Below are 25,275 nucleotides of genomic sequence, written 5' to 3' on the forward strand. Positions count from 1 at the left end.
AAATCGGTCATGGGGCCTCGGTCGCGGTTGGGGCAGGGGATGCCTGCACTGGCAGCGCCGCCACCTTTGGCGCGGTCTGGGTGCTGTAGGCTAGATCAAGCCTCAGGCCATCGGCGACATGGGTTGTCGGACGCAGGAATTCCTCGGTCGATACTTGCCAGCTGTGCTGGGCAATTTGGCTGTAACGAACGGCGATATGATCATAGGGATCGGCAGAAAAGGTAAGACCGCCTCGCTCTCTCGCGTCGTTATAGAACGCGATATCTACAGCCTTGGGCAAATCCTGAAAGCGTAAGTCATCGAGTTTGCTGCGTGACCAGAAAATCGTGCTGCCGAAGACACGCTCCACAATCTGGTTCGCTTTCCTTTCAGAAAAACGCAGCACCAGCGCATCCGTATCCTGCGCATAGCAATAGGCCCGTGCCCGTCCGGTTATGGCGATGTTGTCATGCCCCGACCAGGTCAAGGCCGCGATGCTGCTGCGGATATAGTCGGGACCATAAAAATCGTCGTCGTCGATCTTGGTCACAAGATCGGTATGACAGGCATCCAGCCCAAGGTTCAGCGCCCGGCCCAGTGAAACCGCCGGGTCAGGCAGATCAATCACGGTCAGTGAGGTCACACCGTCAAATGCCGCCTCGATCCTGGCGCGATCATGGCCCGCCCCCTGCGCGACATAGACGACATGCAGGGGCCGGTGGCTTTGTGCCACCAGTTGCGCGGCGATGCGATCCAGACGGTCAGGGCGTTTTGAACAGACAATCGCTGTGACCGGCTGCTGGCAGGCGGGATCAAGCCCGGTCATGGCGGCAAAATTGCGCCGCACGACGTGATCGGGCACCACGCCGCCTTGCGGGGCGGCGAACGGGCGGGGCGCGCCGGGTTGTGGCGGGAAATGCAGCCGGGCTGCATCGGGTTGACCGGGGGACAGGGTTGCGTGCCACTGCCGCCAACCGGCTGCGTAATCTTTGCGTGTCTGGGAAAGGCCGGTTTCTGCGTTGATGCCCGATTCGGGGTGGTTGGTCAGGCTGCCCTCCATCTCGATGGCAAACATCGCCATCAGAGGAAGGCGGGTGAATTCATCGCTGATCAGGGTTTCGGTCCGGGCGATCAACTCGCTGTCGGCACCAAAGCGGGCGCAATCCCATCCGCCCAAGGTGTCGCGCAGGAAATCGGCGCGAAAAGTCGTTGCGATGGGGCAAAGCCGGGTCACGCCATCGGTGCTGTAGCTGGATTCGACCGCAAACCGCACCACCGCGCCATCCGGGTTCATCCGTGCCATCTGCGGCACACTGGCGCGCGGCGGGGTTGGTGCGGACAGGATCGCGCCGATATGCTGTTCGATCCGCTGCGGATGCGCCCAGTCGTCGGCATCATGGCCGGTGATCCAGTCACCCCGCGCCATGGTCAGCGCGATGTTCTTGGCCACATACGGCCCCGCATTCACCCGCCCGCGCAAAATGCGCACGCGGCTGTCGCTGGCCGCGATCTGCTGCATCTCGCCCCAGGTGCCGTCGGTGCTGGCATCATCGACGATCAGCAGTTCCAGATTGCGCCATGTCTGGTTCAGGATCGAGCGCGCTGAGGCGGTGATGGTGCCTTGGGCATTCCACGCAGGCATGATGACCGACACCAGCGGCCCGCCTGTTACCGGCGTCAGCCCTTGCGCGCCAAAACGGTCGATCAGATGCGTGCCCGCGTCCTTGGCCCATGTCACCGGGGCCGCGCCGAAATGGCCGATATAGCGGTTCAGATGCGCCAGCCAGCCCACCCGGTCGCCCGCCGCCAGCGCCCGGTTGGCGCGCAGGGTTTCAATCGTATAGGCCGTTTCCACCGGCACATGCGCCGCAGCATAGCGCACCGCCACGTCATAGCCATAGTCCTCGGCGATCCGTGCCGCCATGCGCAGCGATTGCCGCGTGCGCGGCGGCGGCAGATAGTCGGCCAGCCGGGCGGGGTTTTCGGCCAGCCCCGGCCCCGCCGCCCGCCGCATCAGCACGCCATAGCGGCGATAATGCAGCGCCGGGTCCAGCCCCGACATATCCACATCGGGATAGCGGCGGCGATAAAACTCGGCGTCGAAGGCCTGGCCTTTCAGAATGGCGTCCGCCAGCTTGGCACGGGTTTCAGGCATCGAACGGCTCCTGTCGGTCAGGGCAAGTGGCGGGGATCAGCGAAGCGGGCACGATCATCGCATCCGGCGCGGGAAAGCGGCGTATCCGTTGGGGAAACCCAAGCCGTTTGTCATCGGCCCCGGCGCGGCTGTGCCAGTCGCGCCAGCTTTCGTTATAGGCTTGGCGCGGCCCCTTGGCCCCGCCCGTCTGGCGCAAGGCGCTGGCCGGGGCGTTGGTCAGGTTATCGGCCCCATCAAGGCACAGCATGGCAAAAACATCCAGATTGCGCCATGCCGGGCCAAGCAGGCTTTGGGCGCGGGCCACCATCTCGCCATCGGCACCAAAGCGCACACAGTCGAAATAGCCCAGCCGGTCGCGCAGCGTATCGGCATGAAACAGCGTCGAAACAAAGGCCCGCCGCCGGAAACCGTCGGGCGCATGGTGCAGGCTGGCCGGGATCACATTGCCGAAATGCCCCGCCGCCCCCATACGCAGCATCATCGCCGTGCTGGCCAGAATCGCGCCCTCGCTGCGTAGAACGTCGGACATGTGCCGCTCGATCCACTGTGGATGCGCCCAGTCGTCGGCGTCGTGTCCGGTGATCCATGCGCCGCGGGCCATCTGGCTGATGGCGATATTCTTGGACACGAACGGGCCAAGGTTGCGGCTGTTGCGGATCACCCGCACGCGGTCATCGGATGCCGCGATCTGCCGCAACGCGGCGGTGGTGCCATCGGTGCTGGCATCATCGACGATCAGCAGTTCCAGATTGCGCCACGTCTGGTTCAGGATCGAGCGCGCGGCGGCGGTGATCGTATCGGCGGCGTTAAAGGCTGCCATGATGACGCTGACCAAAGGCCCGCCGGTGCAGGGCGGCAGCGTTTCGGTTGTCAGCCGGTCCAACAACCGCGCGGGCTGCGGGGCAAGCCGCAGCGGTGCGATGCCCCAGGGTGACAGGTAGGCGTTCAGATGATCCAGCCACGCCAGCCGCCCGTTAACCTTGTCCCGCAAGGCCAGATCGGCGGCGATCAGATGCAGCGGGCGCAGCGCCTTGTGGCCCAGATGCGCGCGCGCCATCTGTGCGGCCTGATCCAGCCCTTCGGTCGCGGCAATCTTGCGCGCGGCGATCATCACCCGCCGCCACAGATCATCGGGCGGGCCATCCCGCAGCCAGCGGTCCAGCGTGCCCTGCGCATCATCCGTGCCATCGGCCAACAAATCCGCGCGCAGCCCCGGCCCCGGATCGCGCCCCATCAGGTGGCCCACGCGTTTGTAATGCTCCAGCGGCGACAGGCCCGAGCGCGCAACATCGGGATAGCGTGCGGCATACCAGCCCGCATCGAACAGAGCCAGCCCGTCCAGATCCCGCCCAAGCTGATCGCTGTTCGCCATAACCCGGCCTTACAGGCGCAGATCGGATTGATCGGTCGGAAAGGCGGCCTTCATGTCAAAGAAAACCCCGCCGGGACGCAGGTAATCGCGCAGGGGTTGCGGCCCGTCAGAGACAAAGTGATTGTGTGCAACCGCCAGAATGATTGCATCATAAACGCCCCGCTGCGGATCAGTCAGCGTGACGCCATATTCATGCGCCAATTCGCTGGGGTCTGCCTCGGGGTCGGTCAGATCGACCTCCAGCCCCCAGTCACGCAGCGTGGCGATCAGATCGACAACCTTGGTGTTGCGAATGTCGGGGCAGTTTTCCTTGAAGGTCGCCCCCAGCACCAGCACATGCGCGCCACGGATCTGCATATCGCGCGCAATCATCGCCTGCACCAGCCGCCGCGCCACCTCGCGCGGCATCCCGTTGTTGATCTCGCGCGCGATGCGGATGATGTCGGGGATATGGCCTGCCTTTTCGGCACGGTGCAGCAGATAATACGGGTCAACCCCGATACAATGCCCGCCGACCAGACCGGGCTTGAGCCGCATGAAGTTCCACTTGGTCGCGGCTGCGTCGATCACCTCGGATGTGTCGATGCCAAGGCGGGCAAAGACCATCGCCAGTTTGTTAATCAGGGCGATGTTCACATCACGCTGGGTGTTTTCAATCACCTTCGCCGCCTCGGCCACGCGGATCGAACTGGCCTTAAAGGTGCCCGCCGTGATGATCGTGCGATACAGCCCATCGACAAAATCGGCCACGGCCGGGGTGGACCCGGACGTTACCTTGACGATCATCGGCAAAGGCCGCGCCTTGTCGCCGGGGTTGATCCGTTCGGGACTGTAACCGACATGGAAATCCTCGTTGAACCGCAGGCCGGACACCCGTTCCAGAACCGGAACGCAATCTTCCTCGGTCGCACCGGGATAGACGGTGGATTCAAAGATCACCACATCGCCTTTGCCCAAAACCTGCCCCACCGTTTCCGATGCGCGGATCAGCGGCGTCAGATCGGGACGATGATTGCCGTCAATCGGGGTCGGCACGGCGATGATATAAACCGAACGGTCGCGAATTTCATCAACTGCACTGGCGAAACGCAGATGTGGCGACTGGCTCAGATCATCCACCTCGCCAGTGCGGTCGGTGCCGGCGCGCAACTCGGCCACACGGAGTTCCGATATGTCAAAGCCGATGGTGTCGAAATGTTTCCCGAATTCGACAGCCAGCGGCAAGCCCACATAGCCCAATCCGATAATGGCGATGCGCGGCGCCTCATTCATCTTGATTACCCTCGGCCTGATGGCGATCCGATACAGTTAAACCACTGGTGGTGCAAGGCACGGGCGCATAAGGCACCCGCTGAAACCCGCCCCCGCCCCCGCCTCTGCGTGATGCGCAAAAGCCAACGTCGGTTCACCCCCATATGCATCAGATACCGCGACATGCGACCACCCTCAGGCCGCAGCGCCCTGTCTTTCGTTTATAAATATCCCGGGGGTGCGGGGGCTGGCCCCCGCTTTTCAGGCGTGGCATGTCAGTCGAACAGGTCCAGTTGGTCATCTGGTTCCGGCACCCGAAGATGCTCAAACCCCGATAATGTAACGCCCAGCAGGCGCACCCCCTGCGGCCCCGGCAGGGCGGCGTGGATCAGCTCGCTGGTGATGTGCTGCATCTCGCCTGCGCTGACAAGGGGGCGGGGCAGGCTGCGGGCGCGGGTGATCTGGTGGAAATCCGCAAACCTGATCTTGACCGTCACGGTGCGGGCGTGCAGCCCGGCGTGGGCGGCCTGATCCCAGACCTTTCGCACCAAAGGCATCAGCGCGGCCAGGGCCGCCTCGCTGCCGTGAATATCTTCGGCAAAGGTGGTCTCGGAACCCAGCGATTTGCGGATGCGGTCGGGGCGCACCTGCCGGTGATCCACCCCGCGTGCGATGTCATAGTAATATCGCCCCGCCTTGCCGAAATGTATGGTCAGAAAGGCGGCACCCTGCGCGCGCAGATCGGCGCCGGTGCGAATCCCCAGTCGCTCCATTTTGGCCGCCGTCGCGGGGCCGATGCCGTGGAACCGGCCCACCGGCAGGCCCAGAACGAATTCTGGCCCCTCGGAGGGGGTGATGACGCACAACCCGTCGGGCTTGTTGCGATCCGAGGCCAGCTTGGCCAGAAACTTGTTATAGCTGACCCCGGCACTGGCGGTCAGGCTGGTTTCCGCACGGATCAGGGCGCGGATATCGCGCGCAATCGCGGTGGCGCTGCTGCCGGGGGGCAGGTGATCGGTGACGTCCAGATAGGCCTCGTCCAGCGACAGCGGCTCGATCAGCGGGGTAAAGCGCGCGAAAATCGCCCGGATTTGCTGGCTGATGGCGCGGTAAACCTCGAATCGGGGGCGCACAAAGATCAGGTCCGGGCAGCGCCGCAGCGCCGTGACCGAGGGCATGGCCGAACGCACCCCAAAGGTCCGCGCCTCATAGCTGGCGGCGGCGACCACGCCGCGGCGGCTGGCCCCGCCCACGGCGACCGGACGACCGCGCAGATCAGGGTTATCGCGCTGTTCAACCGAGGCATAAAACGCATCCATGTCGATATGGATGATCTTGCGGATGCGCTCCGCCGGGCTGGCCGGATTGTCCGGCCCCGCCGTCATGCCGCGGCATAGATGCGCGCGTTGCCCGCTGACATGCCTGTGCCCATCTTGTCCAGCCGCATCAGAGCGATGGCGCGGGTGCCGCTTTGGGTGAACAGGGTGCCGATCTCGCGCCCGTCGCGCATCACCGGGGTGCCGACCGGGGCCGCGCCGTCGATGCGCACCGGCACCAGACCCCGGCGCAGTTCGGTCTTGTGCTTCATCCGGGCCGTGACCTCTTGCCCGACGTAACAGCCCTTGCGGAAATCGACGCCGTGCAGCCGCTCGAACCCGACTTCCAGGATATAGGTTTCGTTCGGGATCAGTTCGACCAGCGTTTCGGGGATGCAATGCGCCACGCGCAGCGCGTCCCAATTGGTGCCGTCGCTGCCGCTGCTGCCATATTTCCGCCAGCCCAGACCGTAATGGCGCGGGTCCGGGATGGCACCTTCGGGAATATGGCCGCTGCCGATACCGACGGTCAGGTCGGTCATGGTGATCTCGGCATTGCTGCGCAGCCGATACATGGTCAGCCGCCGCAGCAGATCACCGGCCAGCCGCGCATCGACGTCGATCAGCAGGTTGTCGTCATCGGGGATAATCAGGAAATCGGCCAGATACTTGCCCTGCGGTGACAGCAAGGCGGCCCAGCAGGGCGCATGGCGCACGTCATTCGTGACCAGACCTTGCAGGAACGTTTCCCGATCAGGGCCTGAGACACGGATAATCTTGCGCGACATGTTGTCTTATTCCTCTCCAAACTGAAGGGCGACCAAACGGGCATAGGCCCCGCCCTGTGCCATCAGGTCGTCATGGCTGCCCTGTTCGACAACCTGACCATTGGCAATAACGATGATTTTGTCGGCTTTTCGGATCGTGGACAAGCGGTGTGCGATCACCAGAGTGGTGCGACCTTGCGCCAATTCGTCCAGCGCCTGCTGCACCAACCGCTCGCTGGCGGTGTCCAGCGCGCTGGTCGCCTCGTCCAGCAGCAAAATGGGGGCGTTGCGCAGCACGGCGCGGGCGATGGCGATGCGCTGACGCTGCCCCCCCGACAGGTTCGAGCCGCGCGGCCCCGCCGGGCTGTCCAGCCCCTGCGGCAAAAGATCGGTGAATTCTGCCACATGCGCCGCCTGCACCGCCCGATCCAGTTCCGCCGCATCGGCGCCGGGGCGGCCCATCAGGATATTTTCGCGCAATGAATCATCAAACAGCGCCGGTTCCTGCGCCACGGTGGAAAACTGATCGCGCAGGGTGCCCAGATCGAAATCGCGCACCGGCACATCCCCCAGCGTGACCTGCCCCCGTTCGGGGTCGATCATCCGCGTGACCAGATTGAACACGGTTGATTTACCCGCGCCGGACGGCCCGACCAGGGCAGTGGTCTGCCCGGCCTCGGCGGTGAATGTCAGCCCGCGCAGCACCGGGGTGCCGTCATAGGACAGCCACACGTCATCCAGCCGCAGCGTGGTATCGGCGGGGGCGTCGTGGCGCGGGCCGGAATGCACGGTCGGGCGGGTGTCGAACACCTGATAGATCCGTTCCAGCGAGGCGGCGGCGATCTGCCAGCTGCCCGCCAGCATCCCCAGCCGCCGCAGCGGCTGAAAGGCCAGCGACAGGGCGGTGAAAAAGGCCATGAACTCGCCCACGGTGCGTTCGCCGCGCGTCACCTCGGCCCCGCCAAGCGCCAGCACGCCGACAAAGCCAAGCCCGGTCACGATGTCGATCATCGCCGGGATGGTGGCGCCGGTGGCGGACATCTTGATTTCATAGCGGCGGATACGATTGACGATGGCGGCATAGCGGCTGGTCTGTTCGGCCTCCATCCGGTTCAGGCGGATGGTGCGGATGCCGTGCATCACCTCGTCCAGACGGGTGGCGCGGGCGCTGGCCTGCGCGCGGCTGTCGCGCATCTTGCGGCGGATATAACGCTGCACCAGAACGGTGGGCAGGATCAGCAGCGGTGCGCCCACCAGCGCCGCCAGCGTCCACCACGGGTCAATGGCGATGGCCACCCCGAACAGCGACAGCAGCGCCACCACATCGCGCCCGGCCCCGGTTATCAGCGTGGACCAGATGCCCTGCACCGCGATGGTGTCGCCCTGCACCCGCTCGATTACCGCGCCGGGCGGGTTTTCCTGGAAGAAGCGTTGGTCCAGCGTCAGGATGTGGCGCAGAAGGTCGGTCTGCATCCGCGTGGACACCGCCATCGACACGCGCGTTATCAGCGATTTGTTGATGACCAGCGTTATGGCGCGGATCACGAACAGGCTGAAGATGATGCCGCCGACCCACCAGATCGCCCCGGTGTCACCGCCGACGAACACCCGGTCGAACAGCGGTTGCAGCATCCATGACAGGACCGCCAGCGTCGATCCTTCGATGGTCATAAAGAGGAAGGCCACGGCCATGGTGGGCCAGTGGCCGCGCAGGTAATCGCGCCACATGCGTCTGAACAGGTTCTGGCGCGGGATCTGGTTCTGGCTCATGCTACTGTCCTTGCCCGAAAAATTGCCAGCCTTGCAAGGGGTGGCGAGGGAGTCAGCCTCCGGCGGGGATATTTATCGGACAGAAGATGCGGGCGTCTTGACCTTGGATTGCGGTGGCGGGATGACGGAGCGTGTTATCAGGAGACCGCCATGAGCCTTGCCGGAAGCCGCCCGATTGTTGCCATCCCCGGACCCTCGCCCGTGCCCGACCGGGTGCTGCGCGCGATGCACCGGGTTTCGCCCGACATCTATGGCGAGGATCTGGCGTCGGCGAATGCGGCATTGATGGACGGGCTGCGCTGGCTGGCAGGAACCCGCGGCAAGGTGGCGGCCTTTATCGGCAATGGTCATGCCGCGTGGGAGGCGGCCTCGGCCAATCTGTTGTCGCCTGGCGATGCGGTTCTGGTGCTGGTGTCGGGCCGTTTTGGCGAGGGCTGGGCCGAATTGCTGCGGGCGCAGGGGATCGCGGTCGAGGTGATGGATTGCGAAGCCGATGCGCCCGATCCGTCGCGGCTGGCGGCACGGCTGGCAGAGGACCGCGCGCGGGCGATCCGTGCGGTGTGCGTCTGTCAGATCGACACGGCCAGTTCGGTGCAGGCCGATATTGCCGCGCTGCGACAGGCGATGGGCGATCATCCGGCGCTGTTGATGGTGGATGCTATTGCATCCTTGGGCTGTGCGCCGATGCGGATGGATGACTGGGGTGTGGATGTCTTGCTGGCCGCCAGCCAAAAGGGGCTGATGTGCCCGCCCGGCTGTTGTTTTCTGTGGCTGTCGGATCGTGCGGCGGCGATGCCCGCGACGCCGCTGACCTCGCCCTGGTGGGATATGCGGCCGCGTCTGAGGGCCGATCAGCTGTGGCAGTTCTGGGGTGGCACCCCGCCGGTGCAGCATATCTTTGGCCTGACCGAAGCCCTTGCGATCATGCGCGAGGAGGGGTTGGAGCAGGTCTGGGCGCGGCACCGGGCGCTGGCCGATTGTGTGGCGGCGGCCTTTGAATGCTGGGCGGCGGGCGGCGACATTGCGCTGAGCGTGGTGCGACCGCAGGCGCGGGCAGCCTCGGTGACGGCGGTGCGGCTGGCGGGGGCGGATGCGCTGCGCGGCTGGCTGGAGCTGCGGGCCGGGTTGACGCTGGGCATCGGTCTGGGCGCGGCAGACCCGGCCAATGCGCTGCGCGTGGCGCATATGGGCGATGCCGGGGCGGTGCAGGTGCTGGGTGTGCTGGCGGCGATGCAGGCCGGGATGGCGGCTTTGGGCATCGCGCATGGGCCGGGGGCGCTGGATGCGGCAGCGGCGGTGGTGGCGGTGCGGGCCTGATCGGCCCGCCGCCGCCGGTTTAATGCGCGGCGTGACCGTGATCGGCCAGCCATTGCTGCATCCGGGCGATTTCCTGGGTTTGCGCCGTGATGACGTTTTCCGCCAGCGCCCGGATTTCCGGGTTCTGGCCATATTCCTGCACGACGCGCGCCATGTCGATGGCGCCCTGATGATGCGGGATCATGCCGCGCAGGAAATCGGCGTCGGCATCGCCGGTATAGTCGATCATCATATCCTGATGCATCGTCTCGTTTGCGGCCATATAGGCGGCGGTCGAGGGCGCGGCATCGGCGGGGCCGGGCCGATGGGCAGAATGGTTGGTTTGCGCAAAGGCCGGCAGGGCCAGCATTATCGCAACAGCGGCAAGCAGGGGGCGGGTCATCGGCGGCTCTTTTGGGTTTGCTCAGTGTGCGGCTGTGTGGGGCCGGGGGCAAATCACGCTGTTGGCATCACCAGCAGCGTGACCAGCGTGTCGCCATAGCGGCGCTGGTCGATCCGGGTCAGCGGTGCGGGCGGGGCAGGGGGACGGCTTTCTTCCCAGACGATGGTTGCGCCGGGGGCGATCCAGCCACCATCCAGCGCCGATTGCAGCGCGGCTTCGCCCAAGGTTCTGCCATAGGGCGGGTCGAGGAAGATCAGATCGTAAGGCGCGCCCCGGTTCGGGCCAAGCCGGGTGGCGTCGCGCCGCCACAGGTCAGTGGTGCCCATGGCGCGGGCGCGTTCGATATTGGCGCGGATCAGGGCGCGGCCTGCGGCCCCGTCCTCGACAAAGGCTGCGCGGATAGCGCCTCGGGACAGGGCCTCTAACCCCAAGGCACCGGTGCCTGCGAACAGATCCAGCACCCGCGCGCCCGGCACCGGGTCGGGGCGTGGGCTGTTGGTCAGCAGGTTGAAGATCGACTCGCGCACGCGGTCGGTGGTGGGGCGCAGATGCCCCGCCGCATCGCCCGCGCCGACCTCGGCCAGTTTCAGGCCGCGCAGATTGCCGCCGACGATCCTCATGGCCGTGCCAAAAGAGCGGGGGCCAGCCCCCGCACCCCCGGGATATTTGGAAACGAAAGACAGAGCATCACATCAGCGCCTTGAGATCGGGGGTTGTCGGGATCAGGTCGGGGTCGGCGGTGCGCCCTGCCTCGATCAGCCGTTTGCCGATCATATAGGCGCGGGGTTCATTCAGGGCATCGACGGCGATCAATTGCGGGCCGCGGAAATACCAGACCGAGCCGTGCCCCGGCTGATCGCCCGCGCGGGTCACGATACGGTCGGCCCCGGTGCCCAGCCCGGCGATTTGCAGTTTGGCGTCGTATTGATCGGACCAGAACCACGGTTTCGGGGTATAGGGCGTGTCAGCGCCCATGATGTTCGCCGCCACCGCCTCGGCCATGTCGATGGCGTTGCCGACGCTTTCCAGCCGCATCCAGCCGGTGTCGGTCAGCATGCTGGCGCAATCGCCCGCCGCCCAGATGGCCGGGTCGCTGCTGCGGCCATAGCTGTCGGTGGCGATGCCGTTGTCCGTGGCCAGACCGGCGGTTTCGGCAAGGTCGGTGACGGGCGTGACGCCGATCCCGGTGACGATCACATCGGCGGGGATCATATCGCCGCTGGTCAGCTCCACGCCGGTGGCGCGGTCGGTGCCGGTGATGCGGGTGATCGCCTCGCCCTCGCGGATGGTGGTGCCGTGGCGGCGGTGCAGGTCGCGGATCAGATCGGCGGTTTCGCTTGCTGCGACGCGGCCAAGGATGCGCGGGGCGGATTCGATCAGCGTGACCGCAAGCCCCAGTTTGCGGGCAACCGCCGCCGCCTCAAGCCCGATATAGCCGCCGCCGATCACCACCAGCCGCGCGCCGGGCCTTAGCTCGGGGCGCAGCCGGTCCACATCGGACAGATCGCGGATGGTGTGGACGCCGGGCAGGTGGCCACCGATCCTGGCAGGCAGGCGGCGAGGTCGTGCGCCAAGGCACAGCGCCAGTGCGTCATAAGCGACCGGCCCGGCATCGGTTGCCACCATGCGGGCGGCGGTGTCGATGGCGGTGGCGCGGGTGCCGGTGCGCAGGTCGATGCCGTTTTCCGCCCACCATTCGGGCGCCCGCAGGGTCAGCCGGTCCAGCCCCATGTCGCCCAGCAGATAGGCCTTGGACAGCGGCGGGCGCTGATAGGGGGGCGCGGCTTCATCGCCGATCACGGTCAGTGGCCCGTCGTGCCCCAGCCCCCGCAGCTTTGCCGCCATCGAGGCCGCCGCCTGTCCTGCCCCCGCAATCACGATACGCATCTGTGCCCCACTGGTCTGGTCCTGCCCGGCAGCCTATATTCGCCGCCAAGCCGTTTCAATCGCAGGAGGATGCGCAATGACGATCAAGGCGAATGACAAGCTGCCGCAGGGCAAGGTTCTGGTTCTTGGCGAGGATGGCCCGAAAGAGGTCGCGCTGGCTGATCTGACCAAGGGCCGCGTGGCGATCTTTGGCCTGCCGGGCGCGTTTACCGGCACCTGCACCAACGCGCATATGCCCAGCTTTATCCGCACTGCCGATGCGTTCCGCGCCAAGGGCATCGACGCGATCCTGTGCCTGACGGTGAACGACCCCTTCGTGGCCGGCGCATGGGCCAGGGAAACCGGCGCGGATGCAGCCGGTATTCAGGTGCTGGCCGATGCCGACGGCAGCGTAACCAAGGCGATGGGTCTGAATTTCGACGCCCCGCCTGCCGGTCTGTATGGCCGCTGCAAACGCTTTGCCGCACTGGCCCGCGACGGCGTGTTCGAGGTGGTGCAGATCGAAGACAGCCCCGGCACCTGTTCCGTCTCGGCGGGCGAGGCGTTGCTGGAAAATGCCTAATGTCCCCGTGGCTTGGCCCGCATCGTCGGGTCGGCCACGGTCGGGTCTTCGGGCCAGGGGTGGCGCGGGTAACGCCCGCGCATATCCTTGCGCACATCGGCATAGGATGTGGCCCAAAAGCCCGGCAGATCCATTGTGACCTGCACTGGACGTCCCGCCGGGGACAGCAGGCTGATCCGCAGGGGGCGCCCACCCACCACCGGATGCCGGGTGACGCCGAACAGTTCCTGCAAACGCACCTCGATCGAGGGATCGGCGTGATCGTAATCAATCGGCACCTGCCGCCCCAGAGGCGTGGTAAAGGTTGCCGGAACCTCTGATTTCAGCCGCTGTTGCCCGTCCCAGCCGATGCGCGCCAGCAGTGGCTCGGTCAGGTCCAGCGCGCGCAGATCGGCCCGCGTCCGCGCCTTGCCCAGCCATGGCAGCAGCCAGTCCGCATCAGCCAGCAGACTGTCATCGTCGCAGGGCGGCAGCCCGTCCGCCAAACCAATCCGTGCCCGCAAACGCGCAGCGCGCGGAATCCAGGGCAGCCCCTCGGCCCGCAAGCCCTCAAACGCCGCCAAAGCCACCACATCTTCGGGCGCATCCCAGATGCGATCCGACAAGACCAGCGCCCCCAGCCGTTCCCGCACACGGGCCAGAACGCGCCCCTCGCGCCGGGACCATTCGCAGACCTCGACCATTTCGATCTGATCTGCAAACAAGGCCCGCAGATCCGCTTCGGCCACAGGCGTCGCCATCCTGACCCGCGCCTCGCGCGCATCGCCGTCCAGATCAACCGCCACGATAAACCGCTGCCCGGCCAGCGGATCGGCAGCATCCAGAACCGCCCCCTTGCCCCCCGACAGCACAAAGCGGGGATCGTCCCCCTTGCGCCGCATCCCGATCCGATCCGGATAAGCAAGCGCTGCCATCGTGCCTGCATCTTTTGTCCCTAAATATCCCGCGACAGCCGGGGGGCTGGCCCCCCGGCTGTCGCGGGACGCAATCAATCGCCGCAGCCGCCGCGCTTCGTCCCGCGCCTGTGCCAATGCGCCATGATCGACGGTCCAGGGATGACGATCCGCAAAAGCGCGCGCATCGCGCAGCGCCATCAACCGCAAGCCCAGATCGGCGGGCGTGCCGCGCAAAGGGTCGCGCCCCGCCAGCAATGCCGCCAGATCAGCCGCCCCGGCACCCGCCAGCATCAGCATATGCGCCAGACGCGGATGCAGCGGCAGCCGCGCCATCGCCCGCCCGTGTTCGGTTATCCGCCCGCCCTCGCCCAAGGCCCCCAGCCCGGCCAGCAACGCGCGCGCCTCGGCCAAAGCTCCTTCGGGCGGTGGGGTCAACAGCGCCAGATCGCCCGGCTCGGCCCCCCACAGCGCCAGTTCCAGCGCCAGCCCGGCCAGATCGGCCACAGCGATTTCGGGCGGGGCAAAGGCGGGCAGGGCACCTTCCTCGGCCCGTGCCCACATCCGATAGCACACCCCTTCGGCCACACGCCCGGCCCGGCCGCGCCGCTGATCCGCCTCGGCCCGGCTGACCCGCTCGGTTACCAACCGCGACATGCCCGAACCGGGGTCGAACCGCGCCCGCCGCGCGCGGCCTGCGTCCACCACCACCCGCACGCCCGGAATGGTCAGCGAGGTTTCCGCAATCGCCGTCGCCAGCACGATCCGTCGCCGCGAACCCGGCGGTGCAAGCGCCGCCCGCTGCGCCCGACCGTCCAGCGCGCCATACAGCGGCAGCACCTCGCAGCCCGTGCCGCCCAGCATCCCGGCCACACGGCGGATTTCGCCTTCGCCCGGCAGAAACACCAGCACGGTTCCGCCCATATCGGCTGTTTCGGCCACGGCACGGATCACCAGCCGCGCCGCCTCGTCCGGCAGCCGCGCCCCGGCGTGCAAGGGGCGGTCCAGCCAGCGCGTCTCCACCGGAAAAGCCCGCCCCTGAGACCGCACCACCGGCGCATCATCCAGCAGCGCGGCGACGGGTTCGGCATCCAGCGTGGCCGACATCACCAGCACCGCCAGATCGGGCCGCAACAAAGCCCGCGCCTGCCAGACCAGCGCCAGCCCCAGATCGGCATTCAGGCTGCGTTCGTGAAACTCGTCGAAAATGACGCAGCCCACCCCTTCCAGCGCCGGGTCAGACTGGATCATCCGCGTCAGGATGCCTTCGGTGACCACCTCGATCCGTGACCCCGCCACCGTCTCGCCGCGCATCCGATAGCCGACACGACCGCCCACCGCTTCGCCCAGACTCTCGGCCAGACGCTCGGCTGCGGCCCGCGCGGCCAGACGGCGCGGCTCTAGCATGATGATCCGCCCCGGCACCTGATCCAGCAAGGCCAGAGGCACCCGCGTCGTTTTCCCCGCGCCCGGCGGGGCCACCAGCACGGCACGCCCTGCCGCCGCCACGGCATTGCGCAGCGCGGGCAGAATGTCGTCGATGGGCAGGCGATCCGTCATCGCCCGCTTATCCCCGATCCGCGCGGTCGCGAAAAGCCCCGGCCCGCCGCTTGCTGCTTGTCCAAATACGCTGCTTGGGGCGGCCCCCTACACATCGGGGCCGCGCCTGCCTATCTTGCCCTTGCCGTAATGAAGGAAAAAAGATGAGCATTGGCAGCGATCTGATGCAGGGGCTTGGCCTTGCCGATCCGGTGATCCGTCTGGGTGTCACCGGCCTGTCCCGCGCGGGCAAGACGGTGTTCATTACCTCGCTGGTCGCCAACCTTCTGGACCGGGGGCGGATGCATGCGCTGCGCGCTGCGGCAGATGGCTCGATCAAGGCGGCGTGGCTGCAACCGCAGCCTGACGACACCGTGCCGCGTTTCGATTACGAACGCCATCTGGCCGCGATGACCGGCCCCGACCCGCACTGGCCCGAGGGCACGCGCCACGTCAGCCAGCTGCGCCTGTCGCTGCGGGTGCAGTCGCGCGGGCTGTTGTCGGGGCTGCGCGGGATGCAGACGGTGCATCTGGATATTGTCGATTACCCCGGCGAATGGCTGCTGGACCTGCGGCTGATGGACCGCGATTTTGCCGCCTGGTCGGCGGAAACGCTGGCGCGGATGCAGGGCCGCCCCGGTGCCGATGTGTTTCTGGCGGCGGTGGATGCGCTGTCGGGCAGCGCGCCGTTTGACGAAACCTCGGCGCAGGCACTGGCCGCCACCTATACGGATCATCTGCGCGCGGCGCGTAATGCGGGTTGGTCGGATTGCACGCCGGGGCGGTTCCTGCTGCCCGGCGAGATGGCCGGATCGCCCGCGCTGACCTTTGCGCCGCTGCCCGACGGCCTGTCCGCCGCGCCGCTCTATCGTGAATTCCGGCGCCGTTTTGATGCCTATAAATCCCGTGTCGTGCGCCCGTTCTTTCGCGACCATTTCGCCCGGATCGACCGGCAAGTGGTGCTGGCCGATGTGTTGGGTGCGATCCATTCCGGCCCGCAGGCGGTCGAGGATATGCGCCGCGCCATGGCCGATATTCTGACCGCCTTTCGCCCCGGTCGCGCCGGTTGGCTGGCGCAATTGCTGGGCACGCGACGGGTGGATCGCATCCTGTTCGCCGCGACCAAGGCCGATCACCTGAACCACGTTCAGCACCCCCGTCTGGCCGCGATCCTGTCGGCCATGCTGCGCGAGGCGCGCGACCGTGCCGATTTTTCCGGTGCCCGGACCGAGGCGATGGCGATTGCCGCCCTGCGCACCACGACCGAGGATGTGATCCATCAGGATGGTGTCGATCTGCCCGCCGTGCGCGGCACCTTGATGGACGGGCGGCAGGCGGCGTTTTATCCGGGCGATCTGCCCGCCGATCCCTCGGTTCTGCTGTCGCCCGCGCGGCAGGGGGCGGAACGCTGGCTGGATGGCGATTACGGGGTGATGAACTTTGCCCCGGCAGCGGGGACTTTGCGCCCCGGCGATGGCCCGCCACATATCCGGCTGGACCGGGCGGCGGAGTTTCTGATCGGGGATCGGTTGTGAGCGGCGGTGTCGCGCCCAAAGCCGCGTATTCGGGCAAACAGCAAGCAGGGAAGGCGTTTCAATGACCGATGACAAGCGGCGCGGGCCGGTGTTGCTTGACCTTGGCCCGGCTGAACGCGCGCCACGCCCCGACCCCCGCCCCTTTGCCGGCGAGGAGGCGGACGAACCGCCCCGCCCGCAGCCCGGCCCAGCAGTGCAGGCCGGGGCGCAGCAGGACCGTGCCGGTCCTGCCCCCAACCCCGCCGATGCGCCGCCCGTTGGCGATGCGCCCGGTCCCTTGCCGCAGCCGCGCACGATGGAGATGGTGATGCGGTTGACCTCGGGCGGGCCGTCGCGGCTGACGCGGTTCTTTTTGCAGGCCGGGGGCGCGCTGCTGACCTTTCTGCTGTCGGTGGCGGCGCTGCAATATATCAGCAATCTGCTGACCCGTTATCCTTTGCTGGGCTGGATCGGGGTGGTGCTGTTTGCGGCATTCACGCTGGCGGCCTTGGGGATGGCGTTGCGGGAATGGCTGGCCTGGCGGCGCTTTGCCCGTATCGACGGCATTCAGCGCGAGGCAGGCGCAGCCTTGGCGGCGGCTGATCTGGGCGCCGCGCGCAAGGTTGCCGACCGGCTGCAATCGCTGTTTGCCGGGCGCGACGGGATGGATTGGGGCCGCACCCGCCTGCGCGAACGGCAGGATGAGGCGCTGGATGCCGAAACCCTGCTGGCGCTGGCCGAAGCCGAGTTGCTGGCGCCGCTGGATCAGGCCGCCCGGCGCGAGATCGAGGCGGCGGCCCGCACCGTGGCCGCCACCACCGCGCTGGTGCCGCTGGCCTTTGCCGATGTGGCGGCGGCCTTGGCGGCCAATCTGCGGATGATCCGGCGCATTGCCGAAATCTATGGTGGCCGGGCGGGCACCGTGGGCGGCTGGCGGCTGGCGCGCATGGTGATGACGCATCTGGTTGCCACCGGCGCGGTGGCGGCGGGCGACGATCTGATCCACACCGTCGCCGGGGGCGGCATTCTGGCGCGACTGTCGAAACGCTTTGGCGAAGGCGTGGTGAACGGCGCGCTGACCGCGCGTGTCGGCATTGCCGCGATGGAGGTCTGCCGCCCGCTGCCCTTCATGCACCAGCCCCGGCCCAAGGTCGGCAATCTGCTGACGCGCGGCCTGAAGGGCCTGTTCGGAGAGGATGATTCGCCGCGTCAGGGGGCGTGATTCGCGGCAGTCCGCCCGCAAGAGGGGTGATGATGTTCTGATCCTGTGCAGGCAGGGCGGAAGAATTTCCCCGCATTCCCGCGTTTCGCAAAACCCCATTGGCATAGTCGAGATTTTTCTCGACAAACACGATTTTATCTGTCGTCATTATAACGAACGTGTCGCCTGAGGGAGAACGACGAAGATGACGATCAAGACTTTTGCCGCCGTGCTGACGCGCCGGATTTCGGTGCAGACTGGGGCGGCTGCCCTTGGGTTTGTGGTGGCCATGGGTGGCGTGCTGCCTGCCTCCGCGCAAGAGCTGTTGAACGTCAGCTATGATCCGACGCGCGAATTTTATCGTGATTACAACGCATTGTTTTCCCAGCACTGGCAGGAGCTGGGCCATGCCGCGCCCACCATCGACACCTCGCACGGTGGGTCGGGCGCGCAGGCGCGGTCGGTGATCGACGGGTTGAACGCGCAGGTTGTCACGCTGGCACTGGCATCCGACATCGACCAGATCGCCGCCGTGGGCAAGCTGCCCGAGGATTGGCAGACGCGGCTGCCGCATAACAGTTCACCCTATACCTCGACCATCGTGTTTCTGGTGCGTGAGGGGAACCCCAAGGGTATCGAGGACTGGGGCGATCTGACGCATGAGAACGTGCAGGTCATCACGCCGAACCCCAAAACCTCGGGCGGGGCGCGCTGGAATTATCTGGCGGCCTGGGCCTGGGCGGAAAAGAACGGCCATGACCCGCGCGAATTTGTCGGCGCGCTGTATCGTAACGTGCCGGTTCTGGATACCGGCGCGCGCGGATCGACCACTACCTTTACCCAGCGGGGCATCGGTGACGTGCTGCTGGCCTGGGAAAACGAAGCGCATCTGGCGCTGAAGGAACTGGGTGAAGGCACGTTCGACATCGTGGTGCCTTCGGTATCCATTCTGGCCGAACCGCCGGTTGCGCTGGTCGATTCTGGCCAGTCGGGCGACGATCAAAAGGCGCTGTCGGATGAATACCTGAACTTTTTGTATTCGCCGCAGGCGCAGGCGCTGGCTTACAAGCACTTTTACCGGGCATGGGATGCTTCGGCGGCCGATCCGGCCGATGTGGCCCGCTTCCCCGAGGTGGATCTGGTGACGATCGCCGATTTCGGCGGCTGGCCCAAAGTGCAGCCCGAACATTTCGGCGACGGCGGCGTCTTTGACCAGATTTATTCGCGGCGCTGACGATGGCAGGCGCGGCAATCTTTCAGCCCTCGCCCATGCCGGGCCGGGGCCTTTCCATGGGGATCACGCTGACCATGCTGTCGCTGATCGTGCTGCTGCCGATCTTTGCGCTGCTGGCGCATGGGGCGGCGGCGGGACCGGCGGCGGTGTGGGATGCGATCAACCGTGAACGGGTCTGGGCGGCGCTGTTCTTGTCGTTCCGGTTGTCGGCGCTGGCGGCGCTGGTCAATCTGGTGATCGGGCTGTTGCTGGCCTGGGTGCTGGTGCGCTATCGCTTTCCGGGGCGGCGGCTGCTGGATGCCGCCGTTGACCTGCCCTTTGCGCTGCCGACCGCCGTGGCGGGGATCGCGCTGACCGCGCTTTATGCGCCGAACGGGTTTTTCGGCCAGATCGCCGCCGATTTCGGGGTGCGTATCGCCTATACGCAATGGGGCATTCTGATCGCGCTGATCTTTGTCGGCCTGCCCTTTGTCACCCGCACCGTGCAGCCCGTGGTCGAGGAAATCGACCGCGAGGTCGAAGAGGCATCGGCCACGCTGGGCGCCTCGCGTTTGCGGACGGTCACGCATGTGATCCTGCCGATGCTGATGCCCGCTGCGCTGACCGGCTTTGCGCTGTCGCTGGCGCGGGCGGTGGGGGAATACGGTTCGGTCATCTTCATCGCCGGGAACATCCCGATGCAGACGGAAATCGCGCCCTTGCTGATCGTGATCCGGCTGGAGGAATACGATTACGACGGCGCGGCAGCCATCGGCATCGCCATGCTGACCATTTCGTTCATCATGCTGCTGGTCATCAACCTGATCCAGGTCTGGAGCCGGAGGAGGATCGGCCTTGTCTGACACAACCCTGCACACATCCGCCCGCGACTGGCGCGCCCCCACCACCGAAGCGGGCTGGCTGCGCTGGACCCTGATCGGGCTGGCCTTTGCGGCCATGACGCTGCTGGTGTTCGCGCCGCTGGCGGTCATCTTTGCCGAGGCCCTGGCGCGCGGTTTTGCCGCCGCCGTGGCCAGCCTTGGCAACCGCGATGCGCAACAGGCGATCCGGCTGACGCTGCTGGTCGCGGCCATATCGGTGCCGCTGAATATCGTGTTCGGTCTGGCGGCGGCGTGGTTCATCACCAAGTTCGATTTCCGTGGCAAGGCCGTTCTGATAACCCTGATCGACCTGCCGTTTTCGGTGTCGCCCGTGGTGGCGGGCCTGTGCCTTGTGCTGCTGTTCGGGGCGAATACGACGCTGGGTGCGTGGCTGGTGGCTTCGGGCTATCCCATCGTCTTTGCCCTGCCGGGGATCGTGCTGGCGACGATGTTCGTCACCTTCCCCTTTGTCGCGCGCGAACTGATCCCGGTGATGATCGAACAGGGCCGGGCCGAGGAAGAAGCGGCGCTGACCCTGGGTGCATCGGGCTGGCGCACCTTCATGACCGTGACCCTGCCGAATATCCGCTGGGCGCTGCTTTACGGTGTGCTGCTGGCCAATGCCCGCGCGATGGGGGAATTCGGCGCGGTGGCGGTGGTGTCGGGCAAGATCCGGGGCAAGACCGCGACCATGCCGATCACCATCGAGATGCTGTATAACGAATATCTGTCGGTCGCGGCCTTTTCGATGGCCGCCGTCCTTGCCGGGCTGGCGCTGCTGACGCTTGCCCTGAAAACCGCGCTGGAAATCCGCCATGCGGATCAGCTTGCCGCAACCCGCCGTCACTAAGGGGAAACCGATGCAGATCGAGATCGACGAAATCGCCAAGGAATTCGGGTCCACCACCGCGCTGCACCCGGTGTCGCTGTCCATCCCCTCGGGGGCGCTGGTGGCGCTGCTGGGGCCGTCGGGTTCGGGCAAAACCACGCTGCTGCGGATCTTGGGCGGGCTTGAATACCCGACCTCGGGCCGGGTGCTGTTCAACGGCACCGACGCCACCGGCCTCAGCGTGCAGGACCGGCGTGCCGGGTTCGTGTTTCAGTCCTATGCGCTGTTTCGGCACATGACCGTGTTCGACAACATCGCCTACGGCCTGCGCGCCCGCCCGCGCAAATCCCGCCCGCCCGAGGCCGAGATCGCGCGCCGGGTGTCGCGCCTGCTGGCGCTGATCCAGCTGCCCGACATCGGTGGGCGCTATCCCAGCCAGCTGTCCGGCGGTCAGCGGCAGCGGGTTGCCCTCGCCCGTGCTCTGGCGATCGAGCCGCAGATGCTGCTTTTGGACGAGCCCTTCGGCGCGCTGGATGCCCGCGTGCGCAAGGAACTGCGGCAGGGCCTGCGCGACATCCACGATCAGACCGGGCTGTCCACCGTTTTCGTGACCCACGATCAGGACGAAGCGATGGAACTGGCCGATCTGGTGGTGGTCATGTCGATGGGCCGCATCGAACAGATCGGCCAGCCGCACGAGATCAGATCGCGCCCCGCCACCGCTTTCGTGCGCGAATTCGTCAGCGGTTAGGCCGTCGGGGCGGGGTTGAACGGCTGCGTTACCACCCTATATGCAACAGGGGCCATGTCGGCGACGGCATGGCCTGCGTGTGTTGTCAAGGCGACGAATCAGCCAAGGGGCCAGTATTCCCCCCTTTGATAACCGTGCGAAACCCGGCTGTGATTGCCATGCGTTTTTTGCATGGCAGGCTTGCATTCGGGCACATACCGAATCACGACATGCGGCGGTATCCCGTCTGCACTGTCGAACAGACAAAAAATACCTGATCCGGGATCGGCATTTCGCATTCCCGGCCCGCCCCCGACTCACCGGGCAAAGACAAGAACAGGACATGACAGATGCGCGATTTCGTTGATGGTTCCGCATTCAACTTTGAACAGGGGCAGCGCGCCCGTAAGCTGTTTGCAGCCGTGGTTCTGGCTGCGCTGGATGATGCCATCGCTGATGACAAGAAATACGGCAACGGCCCCGAACAGATCGCCCGCTGGGCGCGGTCACGCGACGGGCGCGAGGTGTTGTCCTGCGCCGGGATCGACCCGAATGAACGGGTGGTCAAAGGGCTGATGGAATTCGTTTCCAAGGGCGTGCGCACCTCGGTCGCGCTGTCGCGCGAAGAAAGCGAACGCCGCATGGCCGCCGAAGAGGCCGAGGCAGCCTGATCCGCCCTCGCCCCAACGAATGCATGGCCGTCCTTGGGGGCGGCCATTTTCATTGCCGCAACCCGGCCTCATCTTTGGTCTGGAAATATCCTCAGGGGGTCCGGGGGCAGAATGCCCCGGTGTCGCGGGATGCAACCCATCATGGCGGGCTGGCATCGGTCCGTCACCGCCCCCCTCATGCCGCGATGCCGCACATTGGCTGCGGTCTCGGCAGTCGCCCTTACAGCCGCATCACCACCCGTTCCTCATACAGCCGCTGCACGTCGGCGGCGCGGCACAGTTCGGTCGCCGGCGTCATCACCGCGGCCGAGGCTGCCGCCGCGCCCAGGGCCAGTGCCTCGGGCACGGCCCATCCGCGCGCGGTGGCCAGCGTGAAACCGGCCACAAAGCTGTCGCCCGCGCCGACCTTGCTGCGCACCGGAACCAGCGCCGCTTCGGCGTGCCAGGCACCGTCGGGCCCCGCAATGACCGAGCCATCCTTGCCGCGCGCCACGATCACCGATCTTGCCGCGCCGTCGCGAACCAGACCGGCGGCGAATGCGGCGCTGTCGCTGCGCAGGGGCAAGGTGTGCCCGGCCAGTGTCTCGGCCTCGAAACTGTCCATGCGCAGAACGTCAACCGGGGTTGACGATCCTGCAACGGTGCGCAGGGCCTCGCCCGAGGTATCGACGACCAGCCGGGCGGAACTGTCTTTCAGCCGCACCGCCAGCATCTGTGCGAAACCGGCCGGAACGCCGGGCGGGTTCGACCCCGACAGCACCACCCAGCCACCCGCCCGCGCGGCCTCGGCGATGGCGGACATGGCGTCGGCCACCTGCGTCTTGTGCCATTCCGGCCCCGGCATCACGAAACGGTATTGCGCGCCGCTGCTGCGGTCGGTGACGGCCAGCGATTGCCGGGTTTCGCCCGGCGCTGTCAGCCGCAGCACGTTCAGCCCGCCCGCGCGCAGCAGATCGGCGATACGCGTGCCCGTGGCCCCGCCCAAGGCGACCAGAGCGGTGGATTTGCCGTCCATCACCTTGATCGCGCGGCTGACATTGATGCCGCCGCCGCCGGGATCGACCACCGGCTTGTCGCAGCGCAGCTTGAGTTCGGGTTCCACCGTATCGGCGGCGCTGGACAGATCCAGTGCGGGATTCAGGGTAATCGTCAGGATCGGCGCCTGTTGGGTCATGTCTCGATCCTCTTATTCCCACCACTTGTCGATGCGGGCGATGTCATCGTCGGACCAGCCGAAATGATGCGCCAGTTCATGCGTGACGACATGGCCGACCAGATCGCCAAGGCTGACATCGCTGCGGCTGGCCCATTCATCCAGAATCGGGCGGCGGAACAGCCAGATCGTATCCGGCCCGCCCGGCTGATCGCTGACCGATTTTTCCGTCAGCGGGATGCCGTCATACAGTCCGGTCAGTTCGAACGCATCGTCGATTTCCAACTCGTCCAGCATGTCTTCGGATGCGAATTCATCGACGCGCAACGCCACATCGGCCGCGCCCGGCAGGAATTGTGGCGGCAAAGCGGCCAGCGCCTTGCGGGCCATCTCTTCGATCTCGGCGGCAGAGGGGGCGCGGGTCTCGGTCCAGTCGCTCATCTCGGTCCCTTTCGGTTTCGGCACCTCATATGGACAAAATCCGCAGCGTATGAAAGAGCGAAGCGGACAGGAGACGCCCATGACCACCACTCGTTTCGCCCCTTCGCCCACCGGATACCTGCATATCGGCAACCTCCGGGCGGCGATGTTCAACTATCTGATCGCCCGCAAGGCTGGCGGCACCTTCATCCTGCGGCTGGACGATACCGACCGCGAAAGGTCCAAACAGGAATATTCCGACGGAATCATGCGCGATCTGGAATGGCTGGGCCTGACCTGGGACCGGGTTGAGCGGCAATCCGACCGGCTGGATCGTTATGCCGCCGTGGCCGACGACCTGCGTGTCTCGGGCCGGCTGTATGAGGTGTTCGAGACCCCGACCGAACTGGACCTGAAACGGAAAAAGCTGCTGAATATGGGCCGCCCGCCGGTTTACGACCGTGCCGGGTTGGGCCTGCCCGATGAGGAAAAGGCCCGGCTGCGCGCCGAGGGGCGCGAAGGATACTGGCGCTTTCTGCTGGATCAGCAGCGGATCGAATGGGCCGATGGCATCCTGGGCGATATTTCGATTGATGCGGCCTCGGTCAGCGACCCGGTGCTGATCCGCGCCGACGGGCAGGTGCTGTATACCTTTGCCAGTTCGGTCGATGATGTGGATATGGGGGTGACCGACATCGTGCGCGGTGCCGACCATGTGACCAACACCGCCACGCAGATTCAGATCATTCAGGCCATCGGCGGCGGCTTGCCGAATTTCGCCCACCATTCATTGCTGACCGGCGCGCAGGGCGAAGAACTGTCGAAACGTCTTGGCACCCTGTCCTTGCGCGATCTGCGCGCCAATGGCGTCGCACCCGAGGCGCTGTTGTCGCTGATGGCGCGGCTTGGGTCCAGCCAGCCGGTGGAGTTGCGGATGTCTCTGGAAGAGATCGCCGAAGGCTTTGATCTGTCGCAATTCGGTGCCTCGCCGACGAAATTCGACGCCGAAGACCTGTGGCCGCTGACCCGCGAACGCAATCAGCGCCTGCCGTTCGAGGCTGTGCGTGATCGCGTGGCCGAACTGGGCGTGCCGGCTGATCTGGCCGAACGGTTCTGGCGCGTGGCCAGCCACAACATCACCAGGCTGGACGATCTGGCGGGCTGGTGGGAAATCTTCAGCAAGGGCGCCGATCCGGTGATCGACCCCGAAGATGCTGATTTCGTGGCGCAGGCAATGGCGCTGTTGCCCCAAGGGCCGTTCACCGATGCGACCTGGGGCGAATGGACCGCTGCCGTCAAAGAGGCGACGGGCCGCAAGGGCAAGGGCCTGTTCATGCCGCTGCGCAAGGCGCTGACGGGGCAGGCACATGGGCCGGAAATGGCCGATGTCATGCCACTGTTGCAGGTGGTGCGGGCGCGCGGCTGACCGCACCCGCTGCGCCGGATTGCCCTGCCGGAGCCTCCGGCGGGGAT

The 25,275-nt window shown here is 66.2% G+C and carries 22 protein-coding genes; 10 read left to right on the forward strand and 12 right to left on the reverse strand.

Translation table 11 applies throughout. The features are described from left to right. Positions 1-7 precede the first annotated feature (7 nt). The 6 genes from Q4G22_RS07865 to Q4G22_RS07890 form a co-directional block, all read right to left on the reverse strand. A complete protein-coding gene (locus Q4G22_RS07865) occupies positions 8-2,134 on the reverse strand; it encodes a glycosyltransferase (RefSeq protein WP_303385354.1) in 2,127 nt (708 codons plus the stop codon). After that, positions 2,127-3,506 carry a glycosyltransferase family A protein gene (locus tag Q4G22_RS07870; protein ID WP_303385355.1) on the reverse strand — a complete coding sequence of 460 codons (1,380 nt, stop codon included), beginning with the start codon at positions 3,504-3,506 and terminating at the stop codon, positions 2,127-2,129. Before Q4G22_RS07870 ends, Q4G22_RS07865 begins: the two co-directional genes overlap by 8 nt. Positions 3,507-3,515: 9 nt before the next feature. Beyond that, on the reverse strand, positions 3,516-4,778 hold the full coding sequence (locus Q4G22_RS07875) for a nucleotide sugar dehydrogenase (RefSeq protein WP_303385356.1): 1,263 nt from the start codon (positions 4,776-4,778) through the stop codon (positions 3,516-3,518). Between the two features lie 254 nt (positions 4,779-5,032). After that, positions 5,033-6,142 (reverse strand): DNA polymerase IV, encoded by a 1,110-nt coding sequence (gene dinB / locus Q4G22_RS07880; protein WP_303385357.1) that lies wholly within the window; start codon positions 6,140-6,142, stop codon positions 5,033-5,035. Beyond that, the gene (locus Q4G22_RS07885) at positions 6,139-6,861 is read right to left on the reverse strand and encodes a folate-binding protein YgfZ (protein WP_303385358.1); all 723 of its coding nucleotides are present in this window, start codon (positions 6,859-6,861) and stop codon (positions 6,139-6,141) included. Before Q4G22_RS07885 ends, dinB begins: the two co-directional genes overlap by 4 nt. Positions 6,862-6,867: 6 nt before the next feature. Continuing rightward, the gene (locus Q4G22_RS07890) at positions 6,868-8,610 is read right to left on the reverse strand and encodes an ABC transporter ATP-binding protein (RefSeq protein ID WP_303385359.1); all 1,743 of its coding nucleotides are present in this window, start codon (positions 8,608-8,610) and stop codon (positions 6,868-6,870) included. 150 nt (positions 8,611-8,760) lie between these two features. Between Q4G22_RS07890 and Q4G22_RS07895 the strand changes: the two genes are divergently transcribed. Beyond that, complete coding sequence (locus tag Q4G22_RS07895; protein ID WP_303385360.1) at positions 8,761-9,927, forward strand: alanine--glyoxylate aminotransferase family protein; 1,167 nt, start codon at positions 8,761-8,763, stop codon at positions 9,925-9,927. 19 nt (positions 9,928-9,946) lie between these two features. On the opposite strand, the gene Q4G22_RS07900 is transcribed toward Q4G22_RS07895, so the two are convergent. The 3 genes from Q4G22_RS07900 to Q4G22_RS07910 all read right to left on the reverse strand — a co-directional run bounded on the left by Q4G22_RS07900 (position 9,947) and on the right by Q4G22_RS07910 (position 12,196). Beyond that, entirely contained in the window at positions 9,947-10,309 is a 363-nt protein-coding gene (locus Q4G22_RS07900) for a DUF305 domain-containing protein (RefSeq protein WP_303385361.1), read from the reverse strand. 53 nt (positions 10,310-10,362) lie between these two features. Continuing rightward, positions 10,363-10,929 carry a 16S rRNA (guanine(966)-N(2))-methyltransferase RsmD gene (gene rsmD / locus Q4G22_RS07905; protein ID WP_303385362.1) on the reverse strand — a complete coding sequence of 189 codons (567 nt, stop codon included), beginning with the start codon at positions 10,927-10,929 and terminating at the stop codon, positions 10,363-10,365. A 67-nt stretch (positions 10,930-10,996) separates the two neighbouring features. Further along, positions 10,997-12,196, reverse strand: a complete 1,200-nt coding sequence (locus Q4G22_RS07910; RefSeq protein ID WP_303385363.1) for an NAD(P)/FAD-dependent oxidoreductase — start codon at positions 12,194-12,196, stop codon at positions 10,997-10,999. Positions 12,197-12,272: 76 nt separating this feature from the next. Here Q4G22_RS07910 and Q4G22_RS07915 point away from each other — a divergent pair, with 76 nt between their 5' ends. Further along, on the forward strand, positions 12,273-12,758 hold the full coding sequence (locus Q4G22_RS07915) for a peroxiredoxin (protein WP_303385364.1): 486 nt from the start codon (positions 12,273-12,275) through the stop codon (positions 12,756-12,758). Here Q4G22_RS07915 and hrpB read toward each other — a convergent pair. Further along, on the reverse strand, positions 12,755-15,211 hold the full coding sequence (gene hrpB / locus Q4G22_RS07920) for an ATP-dependent helicase HrpB (RefSeq protein WP_303385365.1): 2,457 nt from the start codon (positions 15,209-15,211) through the stop codon (positions 12,755-12,757). The two genes, Q4G22_RS07915 and hrpB, sit on opposite strands and share 4 nt — an antisense overlap. 143 nt (positions 15,212-15,354) lie before the next feature. Here hrpB and Q4G22_RS07925 point away from each other — a divergent pair, with 143 nt between their 5' ends. The 7 genes from Q4G22_RS07925 (at position 15,355) to Q4G22_RS07955 (ending at position 22,229) form a co-directional block, all read left to right on the forward strand. Continuing rightward, a complete protein-coding gene (locus Q4G22_RS07925; RefSeq protein WP_303385366.1) occupies positions 15,355-16,725 on the forward strand; it encodes a YcjX family protein in 1,371 nt (456 codons plus the stop codon). Between the two features lie 61 nt (positions 16,726-16,786). Next, the gene (locus Q4G22_RS07930) at positions 16,787-17,926 is read left to right on the forward strand and encodes a YcjF family protein (RefSeq protein WP_303385367.1); all 1,140 of its coding nucleotides are present in this window, start codon (positions 16,787-16,789) and stop codon (positions 17,924-17,926) included. A 184-nt stretch (positions 17,927-18,110) separates the two neighbouring features. After that, positions 18,111-19,139 (forward strand): sulfate ABC transporter substrate-binding protein, encoded by a 1,029-nt coding sequence (locus tag Q4G22_RS07935; protein ID WP_303385368.1) that lies wholly within the window; start codon positions 18,111-18,113, stop codon positions 19,137-19,139. Between the two features lie 2 nt (positions 19,140-19,141). Next, positions 19,142-19,981 (forward strand): sulfate ABC transporter permease subunit CysT, encoded by an 840-nt coding sequence (gene cysT / locus Q4G22_RS07940; RefSeq protein WP_303385369.1) that lies wholly within the window; start codon positions 19,142-19,144, stop codon positions 19,979-19,981. A 58-nt stretch (positions 19,982-20,039) separates the two neighbouring features. Beyond that, positions 20,040-20,849, forward strand: coding sequence for a sulfate ABC transporter permease subunit CysW (gene cysW / locus Q4G22_RS07945; RefSeq protein WP_303385438.1), 810 nt, complete (start codon positions 20,040-20,042; stop codon positions 20,847-20,849). 10 nt (positions 20,850-20,859) lie between these two features. Beyond that, the gene (locus Q4G22_RS07950; protein WP_303385370.1) at positions 20,860-21,579 is read left to right on the forward strand and encodes a sulfate/molybdate ABC transporter ATP-binding protein; all 720 of its coding nucleotides are present in this window, start codon (positions 20,860-20,862) and stop codon (positions 21,577-21,579) included. 329 nt (positions 21,580-21,908) lie between these two features. Beyond that, the gene (locus Q4G22_RS07955) at positions 21,909-22,229 is read left to right on the forward strand and encodes a DUF6280 family protein (protein ID WP_090735129.1); all 321 of its coding nucleotides are present in this window, start codon (positions 21,909-21,911) and stop codon (positions 22,227-22,229) included. A gap of 220 nt (positions 22,230-22,449) precedes the next feature. Here Q4G22_RS07955 and Q4G22_RS07960 read toward each other — a convergent pair whose 3' ends face one another. Then, positions 22,450-23,403 (reverse strand): 1-phosphofructokinase family hexose kinase, encoded by a 954-nt coding sequence (locus Q4G22_RS07960; RefSeq protein WP_303385371.1) that lies wholly within the window; start codon positions 23,401-23,403, stop codon positions 22,450-22,452. Positions 23,404-23,415: 12 nt separating this feature from the next. After that, on the reverse strand, positions 23,416-23,823 hold the full coding sequence (locus Q4G22_RS07965) for a metallopeptidase family protein (RefSeq protein ID WP_303385372.1): 408 nt from the start codon (positions 23,821-23,823) through the stop codon (positions 23,416-23,418). A 79-nt stretch (positions 23,824-23,902) separates the two neighbouring features. On the opposite strand from Q4G22_RS07965, the gene gltX reads away from it, so the two are divergent. After that, positions 23,903-25,228, forward strand: a complete 1,326-nt coding sequence (gene gltX, locus Q4G22_RS07970) for a glutamate--tRNA ligase (protein WP_303385373.1) — start codon at positions 23,903-23,905, stop codon at positions 25,226-25,228. Positions 25,229-25,275: the final 47 nt, after the last annotated feature.

Origin of the sequence: Paracoccus sp. (in: a-proteobacteria), assembly GCF_030538655.1 — a bacterium.
Taxonomy (GTDB): domain Bacteria; phylum Pseudomonadota; class Alphaproteobacteria; order Rhodobacterales; family Rhodobacteraceae; genus Paracoccus.

Excerpts from the sequence above, each read along its gene's own strand:
- Q4G22_RS07865 (WP_303385354.1), bottom strand. The coding sequence starts at position 2,134 with ATGCCTGAAACCCGTGCCAAGCTGGCGGACGCCATTCTGAAAGGCCAG.
- Q4G22_RS07870 (WP_303385355.1), bottom strand. The coding sequence starts at position 3,506 with ATGGCGAACAGCGATCAGCTTGGGCGGGATCTGGACGGGCTGGCTCTG.
- Q4G22_RS07875 (WP_303385356.1), bottom strand. The coding sequence starts at position 4,778 with ATGAATGAGGCGCCGCGCATCGCCATTATCGGATTGGGCTATGTGGGC.
- dinB (WP_303385357.1), bottom strand. The coding sequence starts at position 6,142 with ATGACGGCGGGGCCGGACAATCCGGCCAGCCCGGCGGAGCGCATCCGC.
- Q4G22_RS07885 (WP_303385358.1), bottom strand. The coding sequence starts at position 6,861 with ATGTCGCGCAAGATTATCCGTGTCTCAGGCCCTGATCGGGAAACGTTC.
- Q4G22_RS07890 (WP_303385359.1), bottom strand. The coding sequence starts at position 8,610 with ATGAGCCAGAACCAGATCCCGCGCCAGAACCTGTTCAGACGCATGTGG.
- Q4G22_RS07895 (WP_303385360.1), top strand. The coding sequence starts at position 8,761 with ATGAGCCTTGCCGGAAGCCGCCCGATTGTTGCCATCCCCGGACCCTCG.
- Q4G22_RS07900 (WP_303385361.1), bottom strand. The coding sequence starts at position 10,309 with ATGACCCGCCCCCTGCTTGCCGCTGTTGCGATAATGCTGGCCCTGCCG.
- rsmD (WP_303385362.1), bottom strand. The coding sequence starts at position 10,929 with ATGAGGATCGTCGGCGGCAATCTGCGCGGCCTGAAACTGGCCGAGGTC.
- Q4G22_RS07910 (WP_303385363.1), bottom strand. The coding sequence starts at position 12,196 with ATGCGTATCGTGATTGCGGGGGCAGGACAGGCGGCGGCCTCGATGGCG.
- Q4G22_RS07915 (WP_303385364.1), top strand. The coding sequence starts at position 12,273 with ATGACGATCAAGGCGAATGACAAGCTGCCGCAGGGCAAGGTTCTGGTT.
- hrpB (WP_303385365.1), bottom strand. The coding sequence starts at position 15,211 with ATGACGGATCGCCTGCCCATCGACGACATTCTGCCCGCGCTGCGCAAT.
- Q4G22_RS07925 (WP_303385366.1), top strand. The coding sequence starts at position 15,355 with ATGAGCATTGGCAGCGATCTGATGCAGGGGCTTGGCCTTGCCGATCCG.
- Q4G22_RS07930 (WP_303385367.1), top strand. The coding sequence starts at position 16,787 with ATGACCGATGACAAGCGGCGCGGGCCGGTGTTGCTTGACCTTGGCCCG.
- Q4G22_RS07935 (WP_303385368.1), top strand. The coding sequence starts at position 18,111 with ATGACGATCAAGACTTTTGCCGCCGTGCTGACGCGCCGGATTTCGGTG.
- cysT (WP_303385369.1), top strand. The coding sequence starts at position 19,142 with ATGGCAGGCGCGGCAATCTTTCAGCCCTCGCCCATGCCGGGCCGGGGC.
- Q4G22_RS07950 (WP_303385370.1), top strand. The coding sequence starts at position 20,860 with ATGCAGATCGAGATCGACGAAATCGCCAAGGAATTCGGGTCCACCACC.
- Q4G22_RS07955 (WP_090735129.1), top strand. The coding sequence starts at position 21,909 with ATGCGCGATTTCGTTGATGGTTCCGCATTCAACTTTGAACAGGGGCAG.
- Q4G22_RS07960 (WP_303385371.1), bottom strand. The coding sequence starts at position 23,403 with ATGACCCAACAGGCGCCGATCCTGACGATTACCCTGAATCCCGCACTG.
- Q4G22_RS07965 (WP_303385372.1), bottom strand. The coding sequence starts at position 23,823 with ATGAGCGACTGGACCGAGACCCGCGCCCCCTCTGCCGCCGAGATCGAA.
- gltX (WP_303385373.1), top strand. The coding sequence starts at position 23,903 with ATGACCACCACTCGTTTCGCCCCTTCGCCCACCGGATACCTGCATATC.